The sequence below is a fragment of the Microbacterium sp. NPDC055903 genome (genome assembly GCF_053615555.1).
In genome coordinates, this window is the sequence record NZ_JBSHCA010000001.1 from 529081 (window position 1) to 547725 (window position 18645).

General features: G+C 69.6%; 17 protein-coding genes. 6 read left to right on the plus strand and 11 right to left on the minus strand.

The genetic code is table 11. The features are described 5' to 3' along the window. Positions 1 to 20 precede the first annotated feature (20 nt). The 5 genes from ACWGJP_RS02430 to ACWGJP_RS02450 form a co-directional block, all read right to left on the minus strand. A complete protein-coding gene (locus tag ACWGJP_RS02430; protein WP_452328155.1) occupies positions 21 to 3041 on the minus strand; it encodes an AAA family ATPase in 3021 nt (1006 codons plus the stop codon). Beyond that, a complete protein-coding gene (locus tag ACWGJP_RS02435; RefSeq protein ID WP_452328156.1) occupies positions 3041 to 4195 on the minus strand; it encodes an exonuclease SbcCD subunit D in 1155 nt (384 codons plus the stop codon). The genes ACWGJP_RS02430 and ACWGJP_RS02435 overlap by 1 nt, the downstream gene beginning before the upstream one ends. Before the next feature lie 79 nt (positions 4196 to 4274). Then, positions 4275 to 5720, minus strand: coding sequence for an MFS transporter (locus ACWGJP_RS02440; RefSeq protein WP_452328157.1), 1446 nt, complete (start codon positions 5718 to 5720; stop codon positions 4275 to 4277). A gap of 313 nt (positions 5721 to 6033) precedes the next feature. Further along, positions 6034 to 6513 (minus strand): DIP1984 family protein, encoded by a 480-nt coding sequence (locus ACWGJP_RS02445; RefSeq protein ID WP_452328158.1) that lies wholly within the window; start codon positions 6511 to 6513, stop codon positions 6034 to 6036. Between the two features lie 53 nt (positions 6514 to 6566). Next, positions 6567 to 6875, minus strand: coding sequence for a GNAT family N-acetyltransferase (locus ACWGJP_RS02450; RefSeq protein WP_452328159.1), 309 nt, complete (start codon positions 6873 to 6875; stop codon positions 6567 to 6569). A gap of 324 nt (positions 6876 to 7199) precedes the next feature. Between ACWGJP_RS02450 and ACWGJP_RS02455 the strand changes: the two genes are divergently transcribed. From ACWGJP_RS02455 to ACWGJP_RS02465, 3 genes are read left to right on the plus strand one after another with little or no spacing between them, the layout of a single operon-like run. After that, complete coding sequence (locus ACWGJP_RS02455; RefSeq protein WP_452328160.1) at positions 7200 to 7883, plus strand: winged helix-turn-helix domain-containing protein; 684 nt, start codon at positions 7200 to 7202, stop codon at positions 7881 to 7883. A 41-nt stretch (positions 7884 to 7924) separates the two neighbouring features. Further along, the gene (locus ACWGJP_RS02460; protein ID WP_452328161.1) at positions 7925 to 8869 is read left to right on the plus strand and encodes a DNA-3-methyladenine glycosylase family protein; all 945 of its coding nucleotides are present in this window, start codon (positions 7925 to 7927) and stop codon (positions 8867 to 8869) included. Between the two features lie 17 nt (positions 8870 to 8886). Further along, a complete protein-coding gene (locus ACWGJP_RS02465) occupies positions 8887 to 9096 on the plus strand; it encodes a hypothetical protein (RefSeq protein WP_452328162.1) in 210 nt (69 codons plus the stop codon). Positions 9097 to 9102: 6 nt separating this feature from the next. On the opposite strand, the gene ACWGJP_RS02470 is transcribed toward ACWGJP_RS02465, so the two are convergent. From ACWGJP_RS02470 to ACWGJP_RS02485, 4 genes are read right to left on the minus strand one after another with little or no spacing between them, the layout of a single operon-like run. Further along, a complete protein-coding gene (locus ACWGJP_RS02470) occupies positions 9103 to 9858 on the minus strand; it encodes an iron ABC transporter ATP-binding protein (RefSeq protein WP_452328163.1) in 756 nt (251 codons plus the stop codon). Beyond that, complete coding sequence (locus ACWGJP_RS02475; protein WP_452328164.1) at positions 9855 to 10856, minus strand: iron chelate uptake ABC transporter family permease subunit; 1002 nt, start codon at positions 10854 to 10856, stop codon at positions 9855 to 9857. The genes ACWGJP_RS02470 and ACWGJP_RS02475 overlap by 4 nt, the downstream gene beginning before the upstream one ends. Next, positions 10846 to 11865 (minus strand): ABC transporter permease, encoded by a 1020-nt coding sequence (locus ACWGJP_RS02480; protein ID WP_452328165.1) that lies wholly within the window; start codon positions 11863 to 11865, stop codon positions 10846 to 10848. Before ACWGJP_RS02480 ends, ACWGJP_RS02475 begins: the two co-directional genes overlap by 11 nt. Positions 11866 to 11878: 13 nt before the next feature. Then, a complete protein-coding gene (locus ACWGJP_RS02485) occupies positions 11879 to 12895 on the minus strand; it encodes a siderophore ABC transporter substrate-binding protein (RefSeq protein WP_452328166.1) in 1017 nt (338 codons plus the stop codon). Positions 12896 to 12980: 85 nt separating this feature from the next. Here ACWGJP_RS02485 and ACWGJP_RS02490 point away from each other — a divergent pair, with 85 nt between their 5' ends. From ACWGJP_RS02490 to ACWGJP_RS02500, 3 genes are all read left to right on the plus strand, one after another. Further along, a complete protein-coding gene (locus tag ACWGJP_RS02490) occupies positions 12981 to 13745 on the plus strand; it encodes a siderophore-interacting protein (RefSeq protein WP_452328167.1) in 765 nt (254 codons plus the stop codon). A 40-nt stretch (positions 13746 to 13785) separates the two neighbouring features. Continuing rightward, entirely contained in the window at positions 13786 to 14250 is a 465-nt protein-coding gene (locus ACWGJP_RS02495) for a VOC family protein (RefSeq protein WP_452328168.1), read from the plus strand. A gap of 303 nt (positions 14251 to 14553) precedes the next feature. Further along, positions 14554 to 15723 (plus strand): RtcB family protein, encoded by a 1170-nt coding sequence (locus ACWGJP_RS02500; protein WP_452328169.1) that lies wholly within the window; start codon positions 14554 to 14556, stop codon positions 15721 to 15723. A 113-nt stretch (positions 15724 to 15836) separates the two neighbouring features. Here the strand turns inward: ACWGJP_RS02500 and ACWGJP_RS02505 are convergent, their stop codons facing one another. Beyond that, positions 15837 to 17291, minus strand: coding sequence for an MFS transporter (locus tag ACWGJP_RS02505; protein WP_452328170.1), 1455 nt, complete (start codon positions 17289 to 17291; stop codon positions 15837 to 15839). Then, positions 17288 to 18631 carry a M20/M25/M40 family metallo-hydrolase gene (locus ACWGJP_RS02510; RefSeq protein ID WP_452328171.1) on the minus strand — a complete coding sequence of 448 codons (1344 nt, stop codon included), beginning with the start codon at positions 18629 to 18631 and terminating at the stop codon, positions 17288 to 17290. Before ACWGJP_RS02510 ends, ACWGJP_RS02505 begins: the two co-directional genes overlap by 4 nt. Between the last annotated feature and the right edge of the window lie 14 nt (positions 18632 to 18645).

Below are 18645 nucleotides of genomic sequence, written 5' to 3' on the forward strand. Positions count from 1 at the left end.
CCAGCGCGCGGGACGTGAGCTCAGCGAGCGAGGATGCGGCTCGGCCCCGCCTCGGTCTGCTCGACGCGCAGCTGTGCGGGAATCTGCTCCTGCATCGCCTCGACGTGGCTGATCACGCCCACCGTTCGCCCGCCCGCCCGCAGTTCGTCGAGCGTGCGCATCGCGACGTCCAAGGTGTCGGCGTCGAGCGAACCGAAACCCTCATCGATGAACAGAGTATCGAGCTGGATCCCACCCGCGCGGGCCGTCACGACCTCAGCCAGGCCCAGCGCCAGCGCCAGTGAGCAGAGGAAGGTCTCCCCTCCGGAAAGCGACTGCGCGGGCCTCGTCTGCCCTGTGAAGGCGTCGTGCACGACGATGCCGAGCCCCGATGCCGCGCCTCTCGCCGCGAGCGCGTCCGAATGCCGGAGCTGATAGCGGCCGTCCTGCATCTGCAGGAGCCGTCTGTTCGCCGCAGACACGATCTCCTCCAGTTCCGCGGCGAGCACGAACGTCTCAAGGGTCATCTTGCGGGTGTTCTCCCCTCGCCCGGAGAGGGTGTCGGCCAGACCTCGCAGCACCTCGTGTTCAGCGGCCTGAGCGGCGCTGCCCTCATGCTCGCGCGTGGCATCCTCGATGAGGCCGGCCAGCTGTTCCACGGCGCCGGATGCCCTCACGGCGACGTCGACGGCTGACCGCCACGCCTGACGTGCCGTCGCCGAGGCGCGCTCCGCCTCATCGAGCTCGATCGGCTCCTCCGGCAGCGTGCGCAGCTCGAGCTCGAAGAGGATCTCGCGCTCCTTCTCGCGCTGCACGGCGTGCGACGTGACGCGAGCCTCGAGCGTCGCCCGCTCGTCCTCTGAGCGCAGCGCTCTACGGACCTCGGCCGCGTCCACGAAATCGGAAACCTCCAGCGCCGTGACCTGCTCACGCACCGCCTCGTCCAGAGCAGCAGCCCGACGGCTGCTCTCCGCGTGAGCGGCGATGAGGTCGCGCGCGGCAGCGATGCGCAGATCGACGTGCTCCAGCCGCTCGGCCACCGTTCCGAACGAACCGCGTGCGGCCTCGATACGGGCACGCCCCTCGCGTGCGCGCTGTTCGAGAGCGCCGAGTTCTTCTCTGGTGGCGGCGAGCGCATCGAGCGACGCCGTCCGCGCGGCATCGAGCTCCTGAGCGCGTGCATCCAGCTCTGCGAGACCGGCATCGAGCGCGACGAGCTCTGTGACCGCCGCCTCGGCGTCGTCCACCGCCGCCGCGGCGGCGAGCCGCTCCTCCTCGGCGGCGGCCGGCGAGCGCCCCTCGGCGATGGCGGCTGCGGCCGCGGACTCGGCGCGAAGCGTCGCCTCCGCGTCCCTCGCTGCGCGCTCCGCCTTCGCCGCCGCATCGCGCACCGCCTCCGCGCACTCGACGTCTTCGGCGGACACCGGATCGGCGTGCTTCGCCGGCGCAGGATGCTCCCGCGAGCCGCAGACCGGGCAGGGCTCCTGCTCGCTCAGTGCATCGGCGAGCTCGCCGGCGTAGCCCTCCAACCGCCGACGGCGCTGAGCCGTCAGCGCCGTCTGGGCCTCAGCCAAGCCCTCACTCGCCGCGAGGAGCTCCCGCTCCGCCGCGCGCAGTGCTTCTCCCAGCCTCTCGGCGTCCTCTGCCGCTGCCGCTCTCGCGGTCGCACGAGTCAGCTCGGCGGCGAGCGCGCTCCGGCGGTCCGCTCTGCGGACCACCGCCTCGCGCTCTGCGGCCAGCTCCCGACGACGCTCAGGCATCGCGGCGCGCTCGTTCTCGTCAGCGTCGATCCGCTCGGATGCCTCTGCGACGCGCCTCCGCGCGGTCTCGACCTCGGCGTCGAGTCCGGCCGCACCGCGCTCGTCCTCGAGCACGCCGCGCCATGCTCCGCTCTGGCGTGTCGCCTCCTCCGCCCAGGCTTCGAGCTCACCCGCGCCGCTTCCGCCGCCCTCGACGCCCAGATCCAGCCAACGCCGTCGCGCAGCCTCCGCCGCCGCCTCGGCCGCAGCGCCCGCCGCAGAAGCGCGATCCACAGCCGCCAACAGGCTGCGCAGCACCTCGGCGGAGCGCGCACGATCGAGCTCGGCGCGCGCCGCCTGGATCGACGGACCCCGCTCATCGAGCGCGGCGAGCGCCGCTCGTGCCCTGTCGCGTTCGCGCTGCGCCTTCTGCGCCTCCCGCACCGAGACCAGCGCCGAGTCGGCATCGGTCGCCGTCTGCTCCGCCTCGTCCCGGTCGGCCGCCGCACGCTCGGCACGGTACCCCGCTCGCGCGAGCGCCTGGCCGAGAGCATCGATCCGCTCCGTCGTCGTCGCGCCGCCGAAAGCGAGAACTGCCGGTTCTGCCGCCCCGTCGGCATCGGTGCCGGCATCGGTCGCCTGGACGCTCAGCGCCGCCGCGGCGACGCGCTCGGCCTCGGAGAGCTTCGCCCCGAGGGTCGCCATCCGCATCCCGATGGCGTTCTCCGAGGCCTTCCGGCGCTCGTCGAATCGCGCCTGGACGTCCTCGAAGCGCTCCGTCCCGAACAGGCGGCGAAGCAGCGCCTGACGATCGCGGCTGTCGGCGAGCAGGAACCGTGCGAAGCGGTTCTGCGCGAGCAGGATCACCTGCAGGAACTGCTCCTGGCTGAGCTGCAGGATGTCCTTGAGCTCGTTCGCCGCGTCGACGGCGCGCGCTGCGCGCCCGATCCAGGCGTCTCCGATGCGCTCCTCCAGCGCGACGGCAGCCGCCTGCTTGGTGAGGCCTCCCCCGCGCTTGGCAGGACGCAGGTACTCCGGTGATCGCGCGACCCTGAAGCGACCTGCGCCGGTGCTGAACTCGACGACGACCTCGCTGAGGTCGTCCGGTTCGCAGTGATCGCTGCGCAACCGCTTCTCTCCGCCCTCGTAACGGGGAACCCCGCCGTAGAGGCCGAAGCACACCGCATCGAGGATGCTCGACTTCCCGGCGCCCGTGCGACCGGCGATCAGGAAGATGCCGTCCTCGGCGAAGGCGTCGAAATCGACGATCTGGCGCTCGCGGAACGGACCGAAGCCTTCGATCTCGAGCCGGTGCAGTCGCACTAGACCAGCGCCTCGGCGACGACCCGTTCATCGAGCACGTCGCGGATCAGTTCGCTCTCGCGCTCCGTCGGCCCCTGCCCTGCACGTACGTGCTCGAGGAAGGCCGCGATGCGTTCGACGTCGGTCGTCGCCCCGCTCAGCCGCGCCGTGTACGAACGCTCCTCGGCGTCGCCGGCGCCCTCCGGCTGGTGCTGCACCATGGCGCAGTAGGGATACTTCTCCTTCAGCCGTCGCATCGGCTCGGCCTGCGGCAGCACGTCGGTGTACACCGCGCAGACCCAGTCGTCTGCGTGCAGTCCGACGTTCTCGGCGGACAGGATCTCATCCAGCGCGCCCGTGAGGGTCACGAGGCGTCGGGGTACGGGCAGTTCGAGCCAGGTCGTCTGCGACAGGCCGTCTTCTCCGAGCTCGACGAGCCATGAGCCGCGCTGCTTGTGCTGTTCGCCGAAGCTGTAGTGCAGCGGTGCGCCGGCGTAGTGCACCCGGTCGCTGAGCCGCTGCCTGCCGTGGATGTGGCCGAGGGCGACGTAGTCGGGCCCGTCGAAGACGTCGAGCGGAACGACGTCGAGACCGCCCTGACGCACCTCGCGCTCGAGACCAGCCGTCGCATCGACGCCTGCGGCGAAGCAGTGCGCGATCGCGACCGAACGCCCGGCGTGCTGCTGCATGCCCGCGCGGACGAGATTCATGGCGTGCGCCATCGTCTGCGCCTGGGTCCGAAGCACCTGATCGGGCCAGACGCCTCGGACGATCGCTGGCTCGAGATAGGGGATGCCGTAGAAGTTCACCGGCCCTGACGCATCCTCGACCGTCACGGGCTCGCCGATCGTTCGGGGGTCGGTGAGCACGTGGATGCCCTCGCGCAGCAGCCGCGCCTGGAAGCCGAGGCGCGCCGCGGAGTCGTGATTGCCGCTGGTCACGATCACGTGCGCCCCTGCGTCTGCCAGCGCGACGAGCGTGTCGCCGAGCAGCGTGTAGGCGGGGCCTGCGGGGGTGGCCGAGTCGAACACGTCACCGGCGACGACGACGACGTCGACCTCGTGCTCGCGCACCTGGTCGACGAGCGCCGCGAGCACCTGCCCGAGCGCGGACATCGTCGACGCGCCGTGGAAGGTGCGGCCGATGTGCCAGTCGGAGGTGTGCAGGATTCGCATACTCACACGTTACGAAGGGCCACCGACATCGCCCCTGAGGCGTGCCGCGGCACCGGGGAGACCGATGCCGCGGCATCCCTCAGTGCGCGGCTGCGGGCACCGCATCCTGCGCGGGAAGGAGCTGGTCCTTGGAACCCCGCACCATCAGTGCGGCCACGACGGATCCGGCGACCATGAACGCGGCGGCGGCGATGAACGTCCACCCGTACGCATCCGTGAGCTGCACCGGCGCCAGACGGTCCTGCGAGACCCCGCCGACCGAGGCGGCGTAGACGGCCGTGAACACCGAGAGGCCGATCGACCCGCCGATCTGCATCGCCGAGTTCGCGACGGCCGACGCCACACCCGCATCCCGCGCCTCCACGCCGGAGAGGGCGAGGTTCTGCAGCGGGATGAAGATGAAGCCCATGCCGACGCCGAGCAGCACCAGCGCCGGGGCGACCTGCACGAGGTACGTGCCGTCCGGCGTGACTCCGGAGAGGACGACCATCGCCACGGCGGCGATGAGCGGGCCCACGATGAGCATCGGCCTCGGCCCGATGACCGGCAGCAGCCGGGTGGCCACCGGAGCGACGAGCATCGTCGCGAAAGGCAGCGGCAGGCTGGCGAGCCCGGCGGCGAGCGCGCCCATCCCAAGCACGAAGGTGAGGTGGAAGGTGAGGTACACCGTCGCTCCGATCATGATCGCCCCGGCGACGGCCTGCACGAGGAACGCACCGGCGCGCACCCGGTGCGCGACGACGCGCAAAGGGAGCAGCGGATGCGCCACCCTGCTCTCCACCCAGACGAACACGGCGAGCAGCACGACGCCGACGGCGAGGAACGCGATCGTGAGGGGCTCACCCCACCCGTGCTCGGCGAGGCTGAACCCGTAGACGAGCGCCCCCAGGCCGAGCGTGACGGTGATCGCTCCCCAGGCGTCGAAGCGGTTCTCCCCGTCGGCCTTGGTCTCCGTGAGGAACAGCGCGCCGCCGACCAGACCGATCACGACGAAGAAGATGTTGACGAGCAGGCACCAGCGCCAATCGGCGAACTCTGTGAGCACCCCGCCGAGCAGCAGCCCGACTGCGGCACCCGTGCCGGCGACCGTTCCGAACACCGCGAAGGCGGTGTTGCGGTCACGCCCGGATGGGAAGGTGACGGTGAGGAGCGCCAGCGCCGCCGGAGCCAGCAGCGCCGCGAAGACGCCCTGCAGGCCACGAGCGAGGATCAGCTCCCAGCCCTGCTGCGCCATGCCGCCGAACAGCGAGGCCAGGCCGAACCCGACCATGCCGATGAGGAAGGCCCTCTTGCGGCCGATGTAGTCGGCGATGCGCCCGCCGAGGAGCAGGAGCGCGCCGAAGGCGAGCGCATAGGCCGTGACGACCCACTGCCGCTGCCCGTCGCTGAGCCCCAGCGCCTCTTGAGCGCGCGGCAGCGCGATGTTCACGATGGTGCCGTCGAGGACGACGACCAGCTGGGTGAGCGAGATGACGATGAGCGCCCACCATCGGGCCTGGGGCCGGGAGCGCAGGGATGACGACATGGAAGAACCTCCGGTGTCTTGTGAAGGATGCCGGAGGTTTCGAGCCTCGGACCAGCGCACCGGATCGGTGCCTGACCGCCTCAGCCAGCGGGGCTGAGCAGACCTCCATTGTATCGGAGGCCTGCGAGCCGTCGTAAGCGGAAGATCCCCTGACCCGCCCTCGTCACGACGATCGGCACGCGGTGGTGCGTCTTGCGCGGTGCGCCTTCACCTGTCGTGCGTGCGGGGCTGCGCGATACGGGATCTGGGCTGCCCACCGCCCGACAGTGCCGGACTTGCCCCTCCGGCTGGGGGTGTGCCCGCCTCGTCGTGACTACCGACTTCCGCTCTCCTCCTCGAGGTCGTTGTTCCAGTTCGCCTGCTGGATCCTGTTGTCGAGCTCGCGCAGCTCCCGCGCGATGTCGTCGGCTCCCGATCGCAGCTCCGCGACCGGGAGAGCGGGGATCTGCCGAAGCTCGGACCGCAGCTGCCGCATCCCGAGACCGGATCCGGATGCCGCGGCGGCGGCATCCGCGAGCAGCGAATGCTGCAGTCGCAGCACGTCCCTCGTCGCGAGCGCGTCCGTCATCGTCCCGTCCGCTCCGAGATCGAGCCGGGCGTTGGTGGCGTTGATGCGCCGGATGAGATCGCGCAGCTCCCCCAGCGCCGCCTCCGCCTCGACGAGGAGCGCCGCGGCGTCCTCCGCCGGCTCCTCGCCCTCCTGATACCGCGCGTTCGCCGTGATGCGGGCGCGGAGCTGTTCGATCCGGCGCTGCAGATCGGCGCGTGCTGTCAGTGCCTCGGCGAGTCTCATGCCCTCATCCTGTCATTCAGACCTCCGCGCGCAATGCGCGAGGGGGATGCCGTTCAGCGCCGGCGCAGCAGACCTCTGTGCTCGGGGTGCGCCTCGAACCAGTCGGCGACGTACCAGCAGACCGCATCGACGGCGCGGTCGCCGCGCGCTTCGATGTCCGCCACTGCTCCGGCGACGACCTTCGCCGCATGGCCGGAGCCTCGGAAGGTGGGGATCGTGAAGGCCCTCGTGAGGGCGATGGTGGTGCCGTCGTCTCGATAATCGAGCACGCTCACGAGCTGCCCGTCGCGGGTGAGCGTGTAACGGGAGGCATCCTTCTCATCGGTCAGGAGGAAGCCGTCGATCAGCGCGGAATCGGTCACCAGACCACGTTAAGCCCGCCGAGCCCGCGGAAGGCCGTTTTGACACGGAGGGACATGATCAGACATAATCCCCCCATGACCACCAACGCACGCCCTTTGTCCGCCCAGGAGGCGAACGGGACTGCCGGGATGATGATGCCCGGTCGCGTTGGCATGTGTTGCCGAATGTGTCGCTGATCCTTCAGCTCACCCCGCCGCGCTCCGTCGTCGCTATCTGCGACGTCTGAGCCCCGAGCACCCACCTGCGTGCTCGTCCTCGGCCCTCTGGGTCTTCCGCAACGCATGGAGCCGCATCGGCTCACCTCCCGCTAGGACTTCATCATCATGTCGAACACCGCACTCCTCGAGCGCCCCTCCGCAGACCTCCGCACCATCGCCGCTGAGCCGGCCGCCGCTGACCTTCCCGCCACCCGCTCGCCGCGCGGCTTCGCCCTCTACGTCGGTCTCGACGAGATCAAGGCGGCCGAAGCAGGTGTGAGCCTTCCCCTCCTCGTCGACGCGCTTCGCCGCACGCTGGCAGAGCTCGCACCCGGCGCCGAGACCCATGCCACCGTCGCACTCGCCCCGCACGGCGCAGGCGGTCGGGATCTCGATGTCGTCCGCCTGGCGCTGCAGGAGCCGGGCGCCATCGCCCGCACCAAGGCGGCTGAGGTCGAGGAGACGCAGGAGGAGGAAGGCGTCGTCGTCGACATCTCCCGCAAGCGCGTCCTCATCGACGGCGAATCCGCCGCATTCACCTACAAGGAGTTCGAGCTCCTGCAGTACCTCGTGCTCCGCGAGGGCCGCACGATCGAGCGCACCGAGCTCGTCACGGCGCTCTGGCAGTCGCCGGACGACGAGACCCCCGGCGAGCGCACGATCGATGTGCACGTGCGGCGACTGCGCGCCAAGCTCGGCCGCTACGAGGACATCGTGCGCACCGTTCGCGGCGTCGGCTACCGATTCGACCGTCACGCGGATGTCGTGATCCGCTACGGCCACGGAACCCCCTCGCCCGACCGCTTCTGAGCGCTGCGGGCGGTGTCGGCGCCGCGGCGTAGGGTGAGGGCATGTCGTCGATCGCGGATGCCGGAGCCACTGTCGCACCGCAGACGACCGTCTATCGGCCGGCCGCCCCGCTCGATCTGATCCGCACGGTTCGTGTGCTCGCGCGCGGCCCGAAGGATCCGACGATGGTCGTCGACGGCACGACCCTCTGGCGCGCCAGCCGGACGCCATCCGGCATCGCCACGCTCGCGGTGCGCAGCGTGAGCGGCGAAGTGCACGCGACAGCATGGGGGCCGGGCGCGGAATGGGCGCTCAGCCAGGTCCCTGCTCTGTGCGGGGCGCTCGACGACGCCACCGGATTCGATGTCTCGACGCATCCCCTGCTCGGCGAGGTCGCTCGCCGCACAGCCGGTGTGCGGTTGACGCGCACCGATCTCGTCTTCGACTCCTTCGCCAGCGCGGTCATCGAGCAGAAGGTCACCTCCTTTCAGGCGTTCGGCGCGTGGCGCGTCCTCGTCTCGCGCTTCGGCGATCGAGCCCCAGGCCCGACCCCACGGCCCATGCACGCCCCTCCGTCGAGCGAGGGGTGGCGGATGATCCCCTCCTGGGCATGGCACCGCGCGGGCGTCGAGCCGCCCCAGTCGCGCACGATCGTGCAGGCTGCGTCGCGCGCCGAACGCGTCTCGACCGCGGTGCTCTCCGCCCAGACGGGACGAGAGCGCGACCGCGTCCTCACGAGCCTGCCGGGGGTGGGCGTGTGGACGGCATCCGAGACCCGCATCCGCGCTGTCGGCGACCCTGACGCGGTGAGCTTCGGCGACTACCACCTCGCCCACGAGGTCGGCTACGCCCTCACCGGCGCACGAGTCGACGACGACGGGATGCGCGAACTGCTCGCGCCCTGGGAGGGGCACCGTCAGCGGGTGATCCGTCTGATCCTCGCGAGCGGCGTGCGCGAGGGGCGTCGCGGCCCGCGGCTGGCCCCGCAGGATCACCGTCGGCACTGAGGCCGTAGGCTGAGGACATGGCGGCGACGAAGAGACAGCGGTGGACCTGGGTGGGCGGCACGGTCGTGCTCTTCACGCTGGGCGTCGTTTTCGGCCTCATCCTGCAGAACGTCTGGCTGGGGCTCCTGCTCGCCGCCATCGTGAGCATCGTCTGGTTGATCGCCGCGGAGTCGCGCAAGGGCGACAACGCCGGGGTGAACGACGAGTCGCACGGCATCGAGCTCTGACGCCGCTCAGAAGGTCAGCGCCACCGGCTTGCCGTCGATGATGCGCACCTCGACCGGGTGGTCGTAGATCGCCTGCAGCACCTCCGCGGTGACGATGCCCTCCGCATCGGCGTCGGCGACGACTCTCCCCGACCGCATCGCGACGATGCGGTCGGCGTGGTGACCGGCGATGTTGATGTCGTGCAGCACGACGATCACGCGTTTGCCGAGATCGTCGGCCATCCGACGGATCAGCTGCATGATCTCCGCCGCGTGCCGAAGATCAAGGTTGTTCAGCGGCTCGTCGAGGAGGACGTAGCGGGTGTCCTGGGCGAGGACCATGGCGATGAAGGCGCGCTGCCGCTGCCCGCCGGAGAGCTCGTCGAGGAAGCGCGCCCGCAACGGGCCGAGATCGAGGTACTCGATCGCGCGATCGATGTGCTCCCTGTCCTCGATCGTCAGCCGCCCCTTGGAGTGGGGGAACCGACCGAACTCCACGAGATCGTGGACGGTGAGTCGTGCGCCGATGTGGTTGTCCTGCCGGAGCACCGCGAGCGTCTTCGCCAGCTCGCCGGACGACGCGGTCGTCACGTCCGCTCCATCGACGCTGACGCGTCCCTCGTCCGCGCGGATGAGGCGCCCGATGACCCCGAACAGGGTCGATTTCCCTGCTCCGTTCGGGCCGATCAGCGCGGTGACCCCCTCTGCGCCGAGCTCGAGCGACACATCGTCGAGCACGGTGCTCGTGCCGTAGCGCTTGGTGACGTTCTCGAGCGCGATCATCGCGCCCCCTTTCTGAGGACGAGGTAGAGGAAGAACAGGCCGCCCGCGAACTCGATGATCATCGACAGGCTGCCGCCGAAGGCGAAGACCTGCTCGAGGACGAGCTGCCCGCCCAGCAGGCACACGACGCCGATGAGCGCGGCGGTGGGCAGCGTCCAGGCGTGGCGGAACGTCCCGGCGTACGAGTACGCGAGGTTCGCGACGATGAGGCCGAAGAACAGGATCGGCCCGACGAGGGCCGTCGACGCCGCGATCATGACCGACACGAGGGTGAACAGGGTCATCACCAGCCGGCGATGATCGATCCCCAATCCCACGGCCATCGGCTCGCCGAGCGTAAGGACGTCGAGCCTTCGGACCAGCGGCACGAGAGCGATGCAGGAGGCGGCGACGAGGCCGCCCGTGAACAGGAGCAGCAGCGGGTCTGGCCTGGTGAGCGAGGCGAACATCGCATCGGAGAGGATCTGGAAGTCCAGGGGATCCAGCATCCGCTGCATCCACTCCGTGAAGCTGCGGAAGAAGACGCCGAGCACGATGCCGACCAGCAGCATCAGGTGGATCGAGCGCCGCCTGCCGCCGAACATCCAGGTGAACAGGAACACGCTGAAGGCCACCATCACCAGCAGCTGGATGCTCCACAGCGTGAACTCGTTCGCTCGCAGGAACGATGCGGAGCCGAAGAAGAACACGATGATCGTCGCGATCAGCACGTAGAACGCGTCGAACCCCATGATCGACGGCGTGAGGATGCGATTCTGCGTGATGGTGTGGAACACGACGGTCGAGACGCCCACCGCGACGGCCACCACGAGCATCGCCGCGACCGTGAGGCCCCTGATCCGCAGGGCGAACAGCAGCGAACCCGGCACATCGGTGAAGAGGTACACGCCCACGAGCACGAGGACGAGTGCGGCCAGCACGGCGAGGCGGACGCCTGGCCTCGCCCAGCCCTGGGCGAGGCGGACGCGGATGCCGGATGCGGCGGTGTCAGTGCGCACTGCTCCTCCTTCGCAGCAGCAGCCAGAGGAACAGGCCGGCGCCGACGATGCCGACGATGACGGAGAGGGGGATCTCGTACGGGAAGCGCACCACCCTGGCGACGATGTCGCAGGCGAGCACGAACACCGCGCCGAGCCCGGCCACCCAGGGGATCGACCGGCGGACGTTGTCACCGATGATGAGGCTCACCACGTTGGGCACGACGAGGCCGAGGAACGGCAGCATGCCGGCGGTGACGAGCACGGCGGCGGTGATCACCGCGATGATCACCATGCCGATCGCGACGACACGCCGGTAGTCCACCCCCAGATTCGTCGCGAACTCCTCGCCCATGCCGATCACGCTGAACCGGTCGGCGGCGACCCACGCGACGAGCATCATGACCCCGGCGATCCAGATGAACTCGTACCGGCCCTGCATGACGGTGGCGAAGCTTCCCTGCGACCACTGCCCGAGGGACTGCAGGAGATCGAGCCGATAGGCGAAGAAGGTGGTCGCTGCGCCGACGACTCCGCCCAGCATGATGCCGACCAGCGGGACCAGGACGAGCTGACGGACGGGGACGGCTTTGACCACCTGCAGGAACACCCAGGTTCCGATGAGCCCGAACACGGCGGCGACACCCATCTTGCCGACGACGGCCATGCCTGGCCAGAAGATCATCGTGAGGAGCATCCCGAACGTGGCGAACTCGGAGACTCCGGTCGTTCCCGGTTCGACGAAGCGGTTCCGCACGAGCATCTGCATGATCAGACCCGCGATGCCGAGAGAGGCGCCGACGAGGATGACGGCGACGGTCCGCGGAATGCGGCTGACCACGAGGAGGAACGCGGCGTCGCCGTCCGTCCCGCCGCGCAGCAGCGAGATCGGCGAGACGTCCGAGACGCCGATGAACAGACTCGCCGTGGCGAGGACGACGAGGAGCACGCCGATGAGCACCCCCACCCAGCTCCGCCGTGGGCGAGCCGGAGCGGGAGTGCTCGTCGGGGTGGAACGGAGCAGACTCACGCGGGAGCGGTCGTCACTCCGCGATCTGCATGACGTCGTCGATGAGCAGCTGCGTGGTCTCGATACCGCCGTAGACGATGTACCACGGCACGGGGTCGAGGTACACGATCGCATCGTTCTTCGCAGCCATGGTCTGCTTCACGATGTCGTTGTCGAGCACCTGCGCGGCCGCTCCCGCCTGAGCCTCGCCGGTGGCGGCGTCGCGGTCGACGACCCAGAGGGTGTCGGGATCGATCTCGAGGAGGAACTCGAACGAGACCGGCTCGCCGTGGGTGGCCGAGGCGATGTCCTCGACGACCGGCTCGACGCCGAACACGTCGTAGAGGAGGCCGCCGCGCACGTTCGCGCTGCCGGCCTCGGTGCCGGCGGGCGCCATGGCGTTGAGCTCGCCGCCGGAGACCATCACGGCGAGCCCGTTGCCCGCTGCCGCCGTGGCCTCCTTCGCTTCGTCGATACCCGCCTCGAGCTCGGCGAGCGCGTCAGCGGCCTCATCCTCCGCGCCGAGGACCTCCCCGAGGAAGCTCACATTCCGCTCGAGCGTCTCGAGGTAGCTGCCGCTGATCCCCAGGTCGATGGTGGGTGCGATCTGGCTGAGGTCGTCGTACAGTCCGGACGAGCGTCCGCCGATGATGATCAGGTCGGGCTGCTGCGCCTCGATCTCGATCAGGTCGGCCTCGAACAGCGTCCCTGCATTGAAAGCGTCGTCGGCGAGCGCATCCTGGAGGTAGTCGGGCACCGACTCGATGGGCGCGCCGGCGACCTCGCCGCCGAGAGCGCCGATGGTGTCGAGCGTCGCCATCTCGAAGGCGACGATCTTCTCGGGGTTCTGGGGCACCTCGACGGTCTCCGTGACGTAGCTGGGTTCCTCGTCCTCGCCTGCGGTGTTCCGCTCCCAGCTGTACGAGACGGTCCCCGTCCCGGTCTCCGTGTCCTCGGCGGCCGGCTCTTCGGCGGCTGCGGAACAGGCCGCGAGAGCGAGCGCTGAGACGAGGACGATGGATGCTGCGGCAAGCGGCCGACGCGACGACATGGAGGCTCCTTGGGGTCGTGTGAATGGTTTTCCGGGCGGCGCAGAAGCGCGCCGGAGCCGGACGAAGATAGGTTAGCCTAACTTTATGAGCGAGCTCACTTCCCCCTTCCGCATCGTGCGCCGGATGAACGATCTGCGGTTCCGCCGCGTCTCGCTCACCGCCCGCGAGAGGCTCGCCCCGGACTATGTCCGCGTGCGCCTGGAGGGCTCCGACCTCGAGGGGTTCGACTCCCCCGGCGCCGACGATCACATGCGCCTGTTCTTCCCCGCAGCGATGCCGGAGTCGGTGGAGGAGCTGCGCGCGGCACCCAGTCGCGAGTACACGCCGCTCGCGTGGGGCGAGAACTGGCTCGACGTCGAGTTCGCGCTGCATGCCGGCGATGGCGTGGCAGCCCCCTGGGCCGCAGATGCTCCGTTGGGCTCGCAGATCGGGGTGGGCGGCCCTCGCGGCTCGGCCGTGCTCGAGGGGCAGCCGGGGAGCTGGCTGCTCGTCGGAGACGAGACGGCGATCCCGGCGATCCGCCGCTTCGCCGCGCGCATCGGCGAGGAGCCGGCGCGCATCGTCATCGAGGTGCGCGACGAAGCCGGCGAGGTCGAGGTCGACGCGCCGGTGCCCGTGGAGTGGCTCCACCGCGGCGACGCGCCAGCCGGTTCCGCCCTCATCGCTCTCCTCGACGGGCTGACGACCGCGGATGCCGTCGGCGAGCATCCCTTCGTCTTCATCGCCGCCGAGCAGTCCATCGTGAAGCCCGGTCGCGCGCTGCTGGAGCGCTGGGGCGTGCCCGCAGAGCAGGCCGTCGTGAAGGGCTACTGGAAGCGCGGCGAGACGGAGTATCACGCGCCGCACTGAGACCCTTGCCAGCGTCCGCGAACGAATGGAGAATGAACCTGTGCCGGTGCGGCGCACCCGGTTCGACCGTTCCTTCGAGGGAGTCGTGATGGTGAATCTCAACCCGTACCTGTCGTTCCAGAACTCCGCCCGTGAGGCCCTGGAGTTCTACCAGAGCGTGCTGGGCGGCACGCTCGATCTCAGCGAGTTCGGTTCGATGCCCGAGATGGCCTACGCGCCGGACGAGGCGAATCTGATCATGCACGGCCAGCTCACCACCGAGGACGGCCTGGTGCTGATGGCCTCCGACACCCCGAGCAGCATGACCTACGAGAAGCCCCAGGGCATCTCCGTGTCGCTCAGCGGGAACGAGGGCGAGCGGCTGCACGCCGCCTGGGACGGTCTCGCGAACGGCGGACAGGTCGTCATGCCCCTGGACGCGGCGCCCTGGGGCGGCGAGTTCGGCATGCTCGTCGACCGCTTCGGGATCTCCTGGATGGTCGCCGTCGACGAGTACTTCGGCTGACACGGTCCGGGAGATGGCCGTGCCCGGCGGTTGACAGCAGCCCCGGACAGGGTCTAGCTTTGCAAAGCTGTGCCGACCGGCGCAGCACGCAGCCGAGGAGACGACGCATGACCGCTTTGCGGTACCTGCCCATCGCCGCGGTCGGAGCCCTTCAGCAGAAGCGCAACGACCGCTACGAGTCGTACCCTCCGGCGCGCGCCGTGTGACAGCATCCGCTCTCACCACGCCCCGCACCGTCAGGTCCGGGGCCTTTTTTCTGCGTTCCCGACCTGTGGCTGACACATCACACGAAGGAAAGGAACCATGGAGAGGCTCTCCGCGCGGCTGCTGTCGTGGGCGTCCCTGATCGATGAGAAGACACTCGATCAGGCGCACACCACGGCGCGCATGCCGTTCATCCACCCGCATCTGGCGCTCATGCCCGATGCCCACCTCGGCAAGGGGGCGACGGTCGGCTCGGTGATCCCGACACTCGGCGCGATCATCCCCGCCGCCGTCGGCGTCGACATCGGCTGCGGCATGATCGCCGTCCGCACGCAGTTCACGAGGGACGATCTCGACGCTCGCGAGCTCTCGGAGCTCAGGACGCAGATCGAGCGCGCCATCCCGCTCTCGGCAGGCCGCTACAACAACAAGGTGGTGGCGACCGCGCAGCCGCGGATCGCCGAGCTCGAGGACAGGGCGGAGAAGGCCGGATTCGATCCCGAGCGGTACGCGAAGAACTGGCGGCTGCAGCTCGGGACGCTCGGCTCGGGGAACCACTTCATCGAGGTCTCGCTCGACGAGCAGGACCGGGTGTGGATGTTCCTGCACTCCGGTTCCAGGGGTGTCGGCAACAAGATCGCCACGCACCACATCGCGGTCGCGCAGCGACTGAACAGGCAATGGTGGATCGACCTGCCCGACCCCGATCTCGCTTACCTCGTCGAGGGCACCGAGGAGTTCACCCGGTACATCAGGGAGCTGCGGTGGGCGCAGCACTTCGCGCTGCTCAACCGTGAGGAGATGATGGACAGGGTCGCCAGGCAGGTCTCGGAGTTCCTCCGGACGCCCGTCGTCGAAGAGGAGCGGATCAACTGCCACCACAACTTCACCGAGTCGGAGATGCATTTCGGCAAGCGGGTGTGGGTATCGCGGAAGGGCGCCATCCAGGCGGATGCCGGCCGGCCGGGCCTCATCCCAGGGTCGATGGGCACTGCCTCCTACGTGGTGGAGGGCCTCGGCGACCCGCTGTCGCTGAACTCCTCCCCGCACGGCGCCGGTCGGGAGTACTCCCGGTCCGCCGCGCGGCGGACGTTCACGCACGAGCAGCTGCGGGAGGCGATGGCCGGCATCGAGTTCCGTGACACGGATGCCTTCATCGACGAGATCCCGCAGGCGTACAAGCCGATCGATCGGGTGATGGCGGATGCCGAGAGCCTCGTGTCGATCAGGCACACCCTGCGCCAGATCGTGAACGTCAAGGGCGATTGAGGCCCGGGAAGCCCAGACCGATGGATGCGGGTTCGGCGTGTCGCCCGTCGACACGCCGAACCCGCACGATTCGGTCCGGGTTCTCCGACGCACCCCACCCCGAAGGCCGCCGCTCAGTGTGCGGCGACGACCGCATCCGATCGGTCGGTGAAGGCCTCCTTGGGCACGAAGACGAGGAGCACCGCGGCGACCAGGGCCGTCACGCCGCAGACGGTCCACACCGTGATGTAGCCGGCGAGCGACCCAGCCGTCCCCTCCGCACCTGCCGCCGAAGAGGCGACGCCGTTGAGCAGAGCGATGCCGAACACGCACGAGGCGATCGCTCCTCCCACGGTCTTCACGGAGTTGGTCAACCCTGTCGCCACGCCCGTCTGCGACGCCGGCGCCGCCGAGGCAGCGGCGGCGGGGAGAGCAGCGACCAGAGCACCGGAGCCGAGGCCGGCGATCACCATGTTCGTGACCGTCTGCAGGTAGGTGTCGTGGAACGGCAGGAAGAGGAGGTAACCGGCTCCCACGAGCAGCGAAGCGCCGATGAGGGTGAGACGCGGGGTGGTGAGCCTGGCGATCCACGGGTAGGCGAGCGCACCCGTGATCATGCCGATGAGGTACACCCCGATGAGCAGCGAGGTCATGAACCCGGCCGTCCCCAGCCCGTAGCCGTAGACCTCGGGATCCGTGCGCGCGAAGGTGGACAGCGGCGCCTGCGCGCCGAGCACGCTGACGCCGAAGAGCCCTGCGGTGAGGAACACCGGCCCGAGCGCGGGTGAACGGAACATCCGCACGTCGACCAAGGGATCGTCACAGCGCAGCTCCCACCGCACGAAGGGGATGACGAGCAGGAGGCCGATCACCACGACCGCCCACGACCAGGGGTTCGTGAGGCCCCCCTCGAGGCGCAGCAGGCTGAGCCCGCCGGTGAAGCAGAGCAGCGCCAGCGAGATCAGCACCAGGCCGACTGTGTCGAAGACGCCGCCGGTCTGATCCGGCGACTCCTTCACCCCGAACAGGATGACGAAGAAGCACGCGATGACGAGGATCGCCGGAACGAGCAGGACGACGGTGAGGGGAAGCGCATCGATCAGCGCACCGCCCAGGAGCGCTCCGCCGATCGCCCCGATCTCCAGGGCGGCGACGAGGATGCCCGCCGCTTTCGCCGTGATGACCGAGCGTCCTTCCATGCGCCGTGAGCGCGACCAGATGAGGGCGATCTCCAGGGGCAGCCAGACGACGTAGAAGCCCATCAGGGCCCATGCCACGAGGAAGACAGCGAACGAGTCGGTGAACGGCAGCACGAGCGCCGCAGCCCCCGTGAGAGCGGTGGAGACGAGAAGCATCCGCTTGTGCCCGACCATGTCGCCGAGCTTGGCCAGCGCCGGTACCACGAGGGCCGAGAGCATGAGCTGCGCGCCTTCGAGCCAATTCACGTCGGCATCGTGGATGCCCAGGTGCCTGGCGATGTCCGTGAGCATCGGAGTGTAGTAGCCCTGCAGCACTCCGCTGGTGAACTCGACGAAGGCGAGGAAGCCGACGACAGAGGCGAGCGCGCCGATCGACGCCGCGCGCGTCATCGCGCACCGCCGAGTCGTTCGATGAGCGTCCGATGGAAGATCTCGCCGCGCTCCAGCGACGCGATCTCGACCCGCTCGTCGATGCCGTGGATGCCGGCGCGCTGCGCGGCGGACATCCGCAGCGGGGCGAAGCGGTACACCTCGGGGAACAGGCGATGGAAGTACCGGGCGTCGGATGCCTGCATCATCACGTACGGCACGGCAGGAACGCCGGGGTACGCGACACCGAGCGCCTCGCCGATCAACGCGAACTGCGCATTGTCGGCGTGCGATTCCGGTGACGGGTCGCTGCCCTCGATGACCTCCACGCGCACCTTCTCATCGGCCACCCGCCGGCGGACGCGCTCGGTCACGCTCTCGACCGTCTCCCCCAGAGCGATCCGCAGGTTGAGGGTGGCGGATGCCTGTGAGGGGATGACATTGACCGCGGTGCCGCCATCCTGCATGGTGGCAGCGATCGTCGTGCGCACCATCGCGGCCGGCTCTGCACCCATCACGGCGAACAGCCGCGCGGTGAGGGGAGGGACCGCGCTCAGCACGCGCAGCAGCAGTCGCGAGGCACCGGTCGCCTGGGCGGCGAGCGCGCCGAGCATCCCGGTCACCGCTTTCGGAGCCCTTGGCCGGAACGTCGAAGGGCTCAGCCGGTTCACGGCGCGCGCGATCCGGCGCACCGCCGTGTACGCGGGTGGTGCCGATGCATGACCTGGTTCGTCGCGCACCGAGAGCCGCAGACTGACGATGCCCTTCTCCGCCAGGCCGATCATCGCCGCGTCGCCCTTGACGAACGACAGCGGTGCGTCGACGACGGCGCCGCCCTCGTCGATGACGAGCCACGGCCTGACCCCGCGGTCGTGCAGCGTCTGCGCGATCACCCGCGCTGCGTCGCCGTAGGTCTCCTCGTTGCCGCCGAAGGAGAGGTAGACGTCCCGTGGGGGCGTGAACCCGTCGGCGAGGAGGTTCTCGACCGCCTCGAGAACGACGATCAAGGGCCCCTTGTCATCGAGCGTGCCCCGCCCGAACACCCAGCCGTCTTCGACGCGGCCATCGAAGGGGGGATGCGTCCAGGGGTCGCTCTCGTCGACCGGCACCACGTCGTAATGCGCCATCAGCACGACGGGGTCGGCGGCGGCCTCCCCGCGCCAGTGGAACAGCAGACCGAAGTCGGTGTGCCGCTCCACGGCGAGGTGCTCGTGGGTCAGCGGATACAGCTCGGCGATGAGGTCGACGAAGCTCTCGAAGGGCTCCTTCCCCCGTGCGTCCAGCTCCGCCGAGACCGTCGGGATGCGGATCATCCTGGCCAGCCTCTCGGCGATGCCCGACCGTGCCGTCGATGCGCTCATTCGCACATCGTATC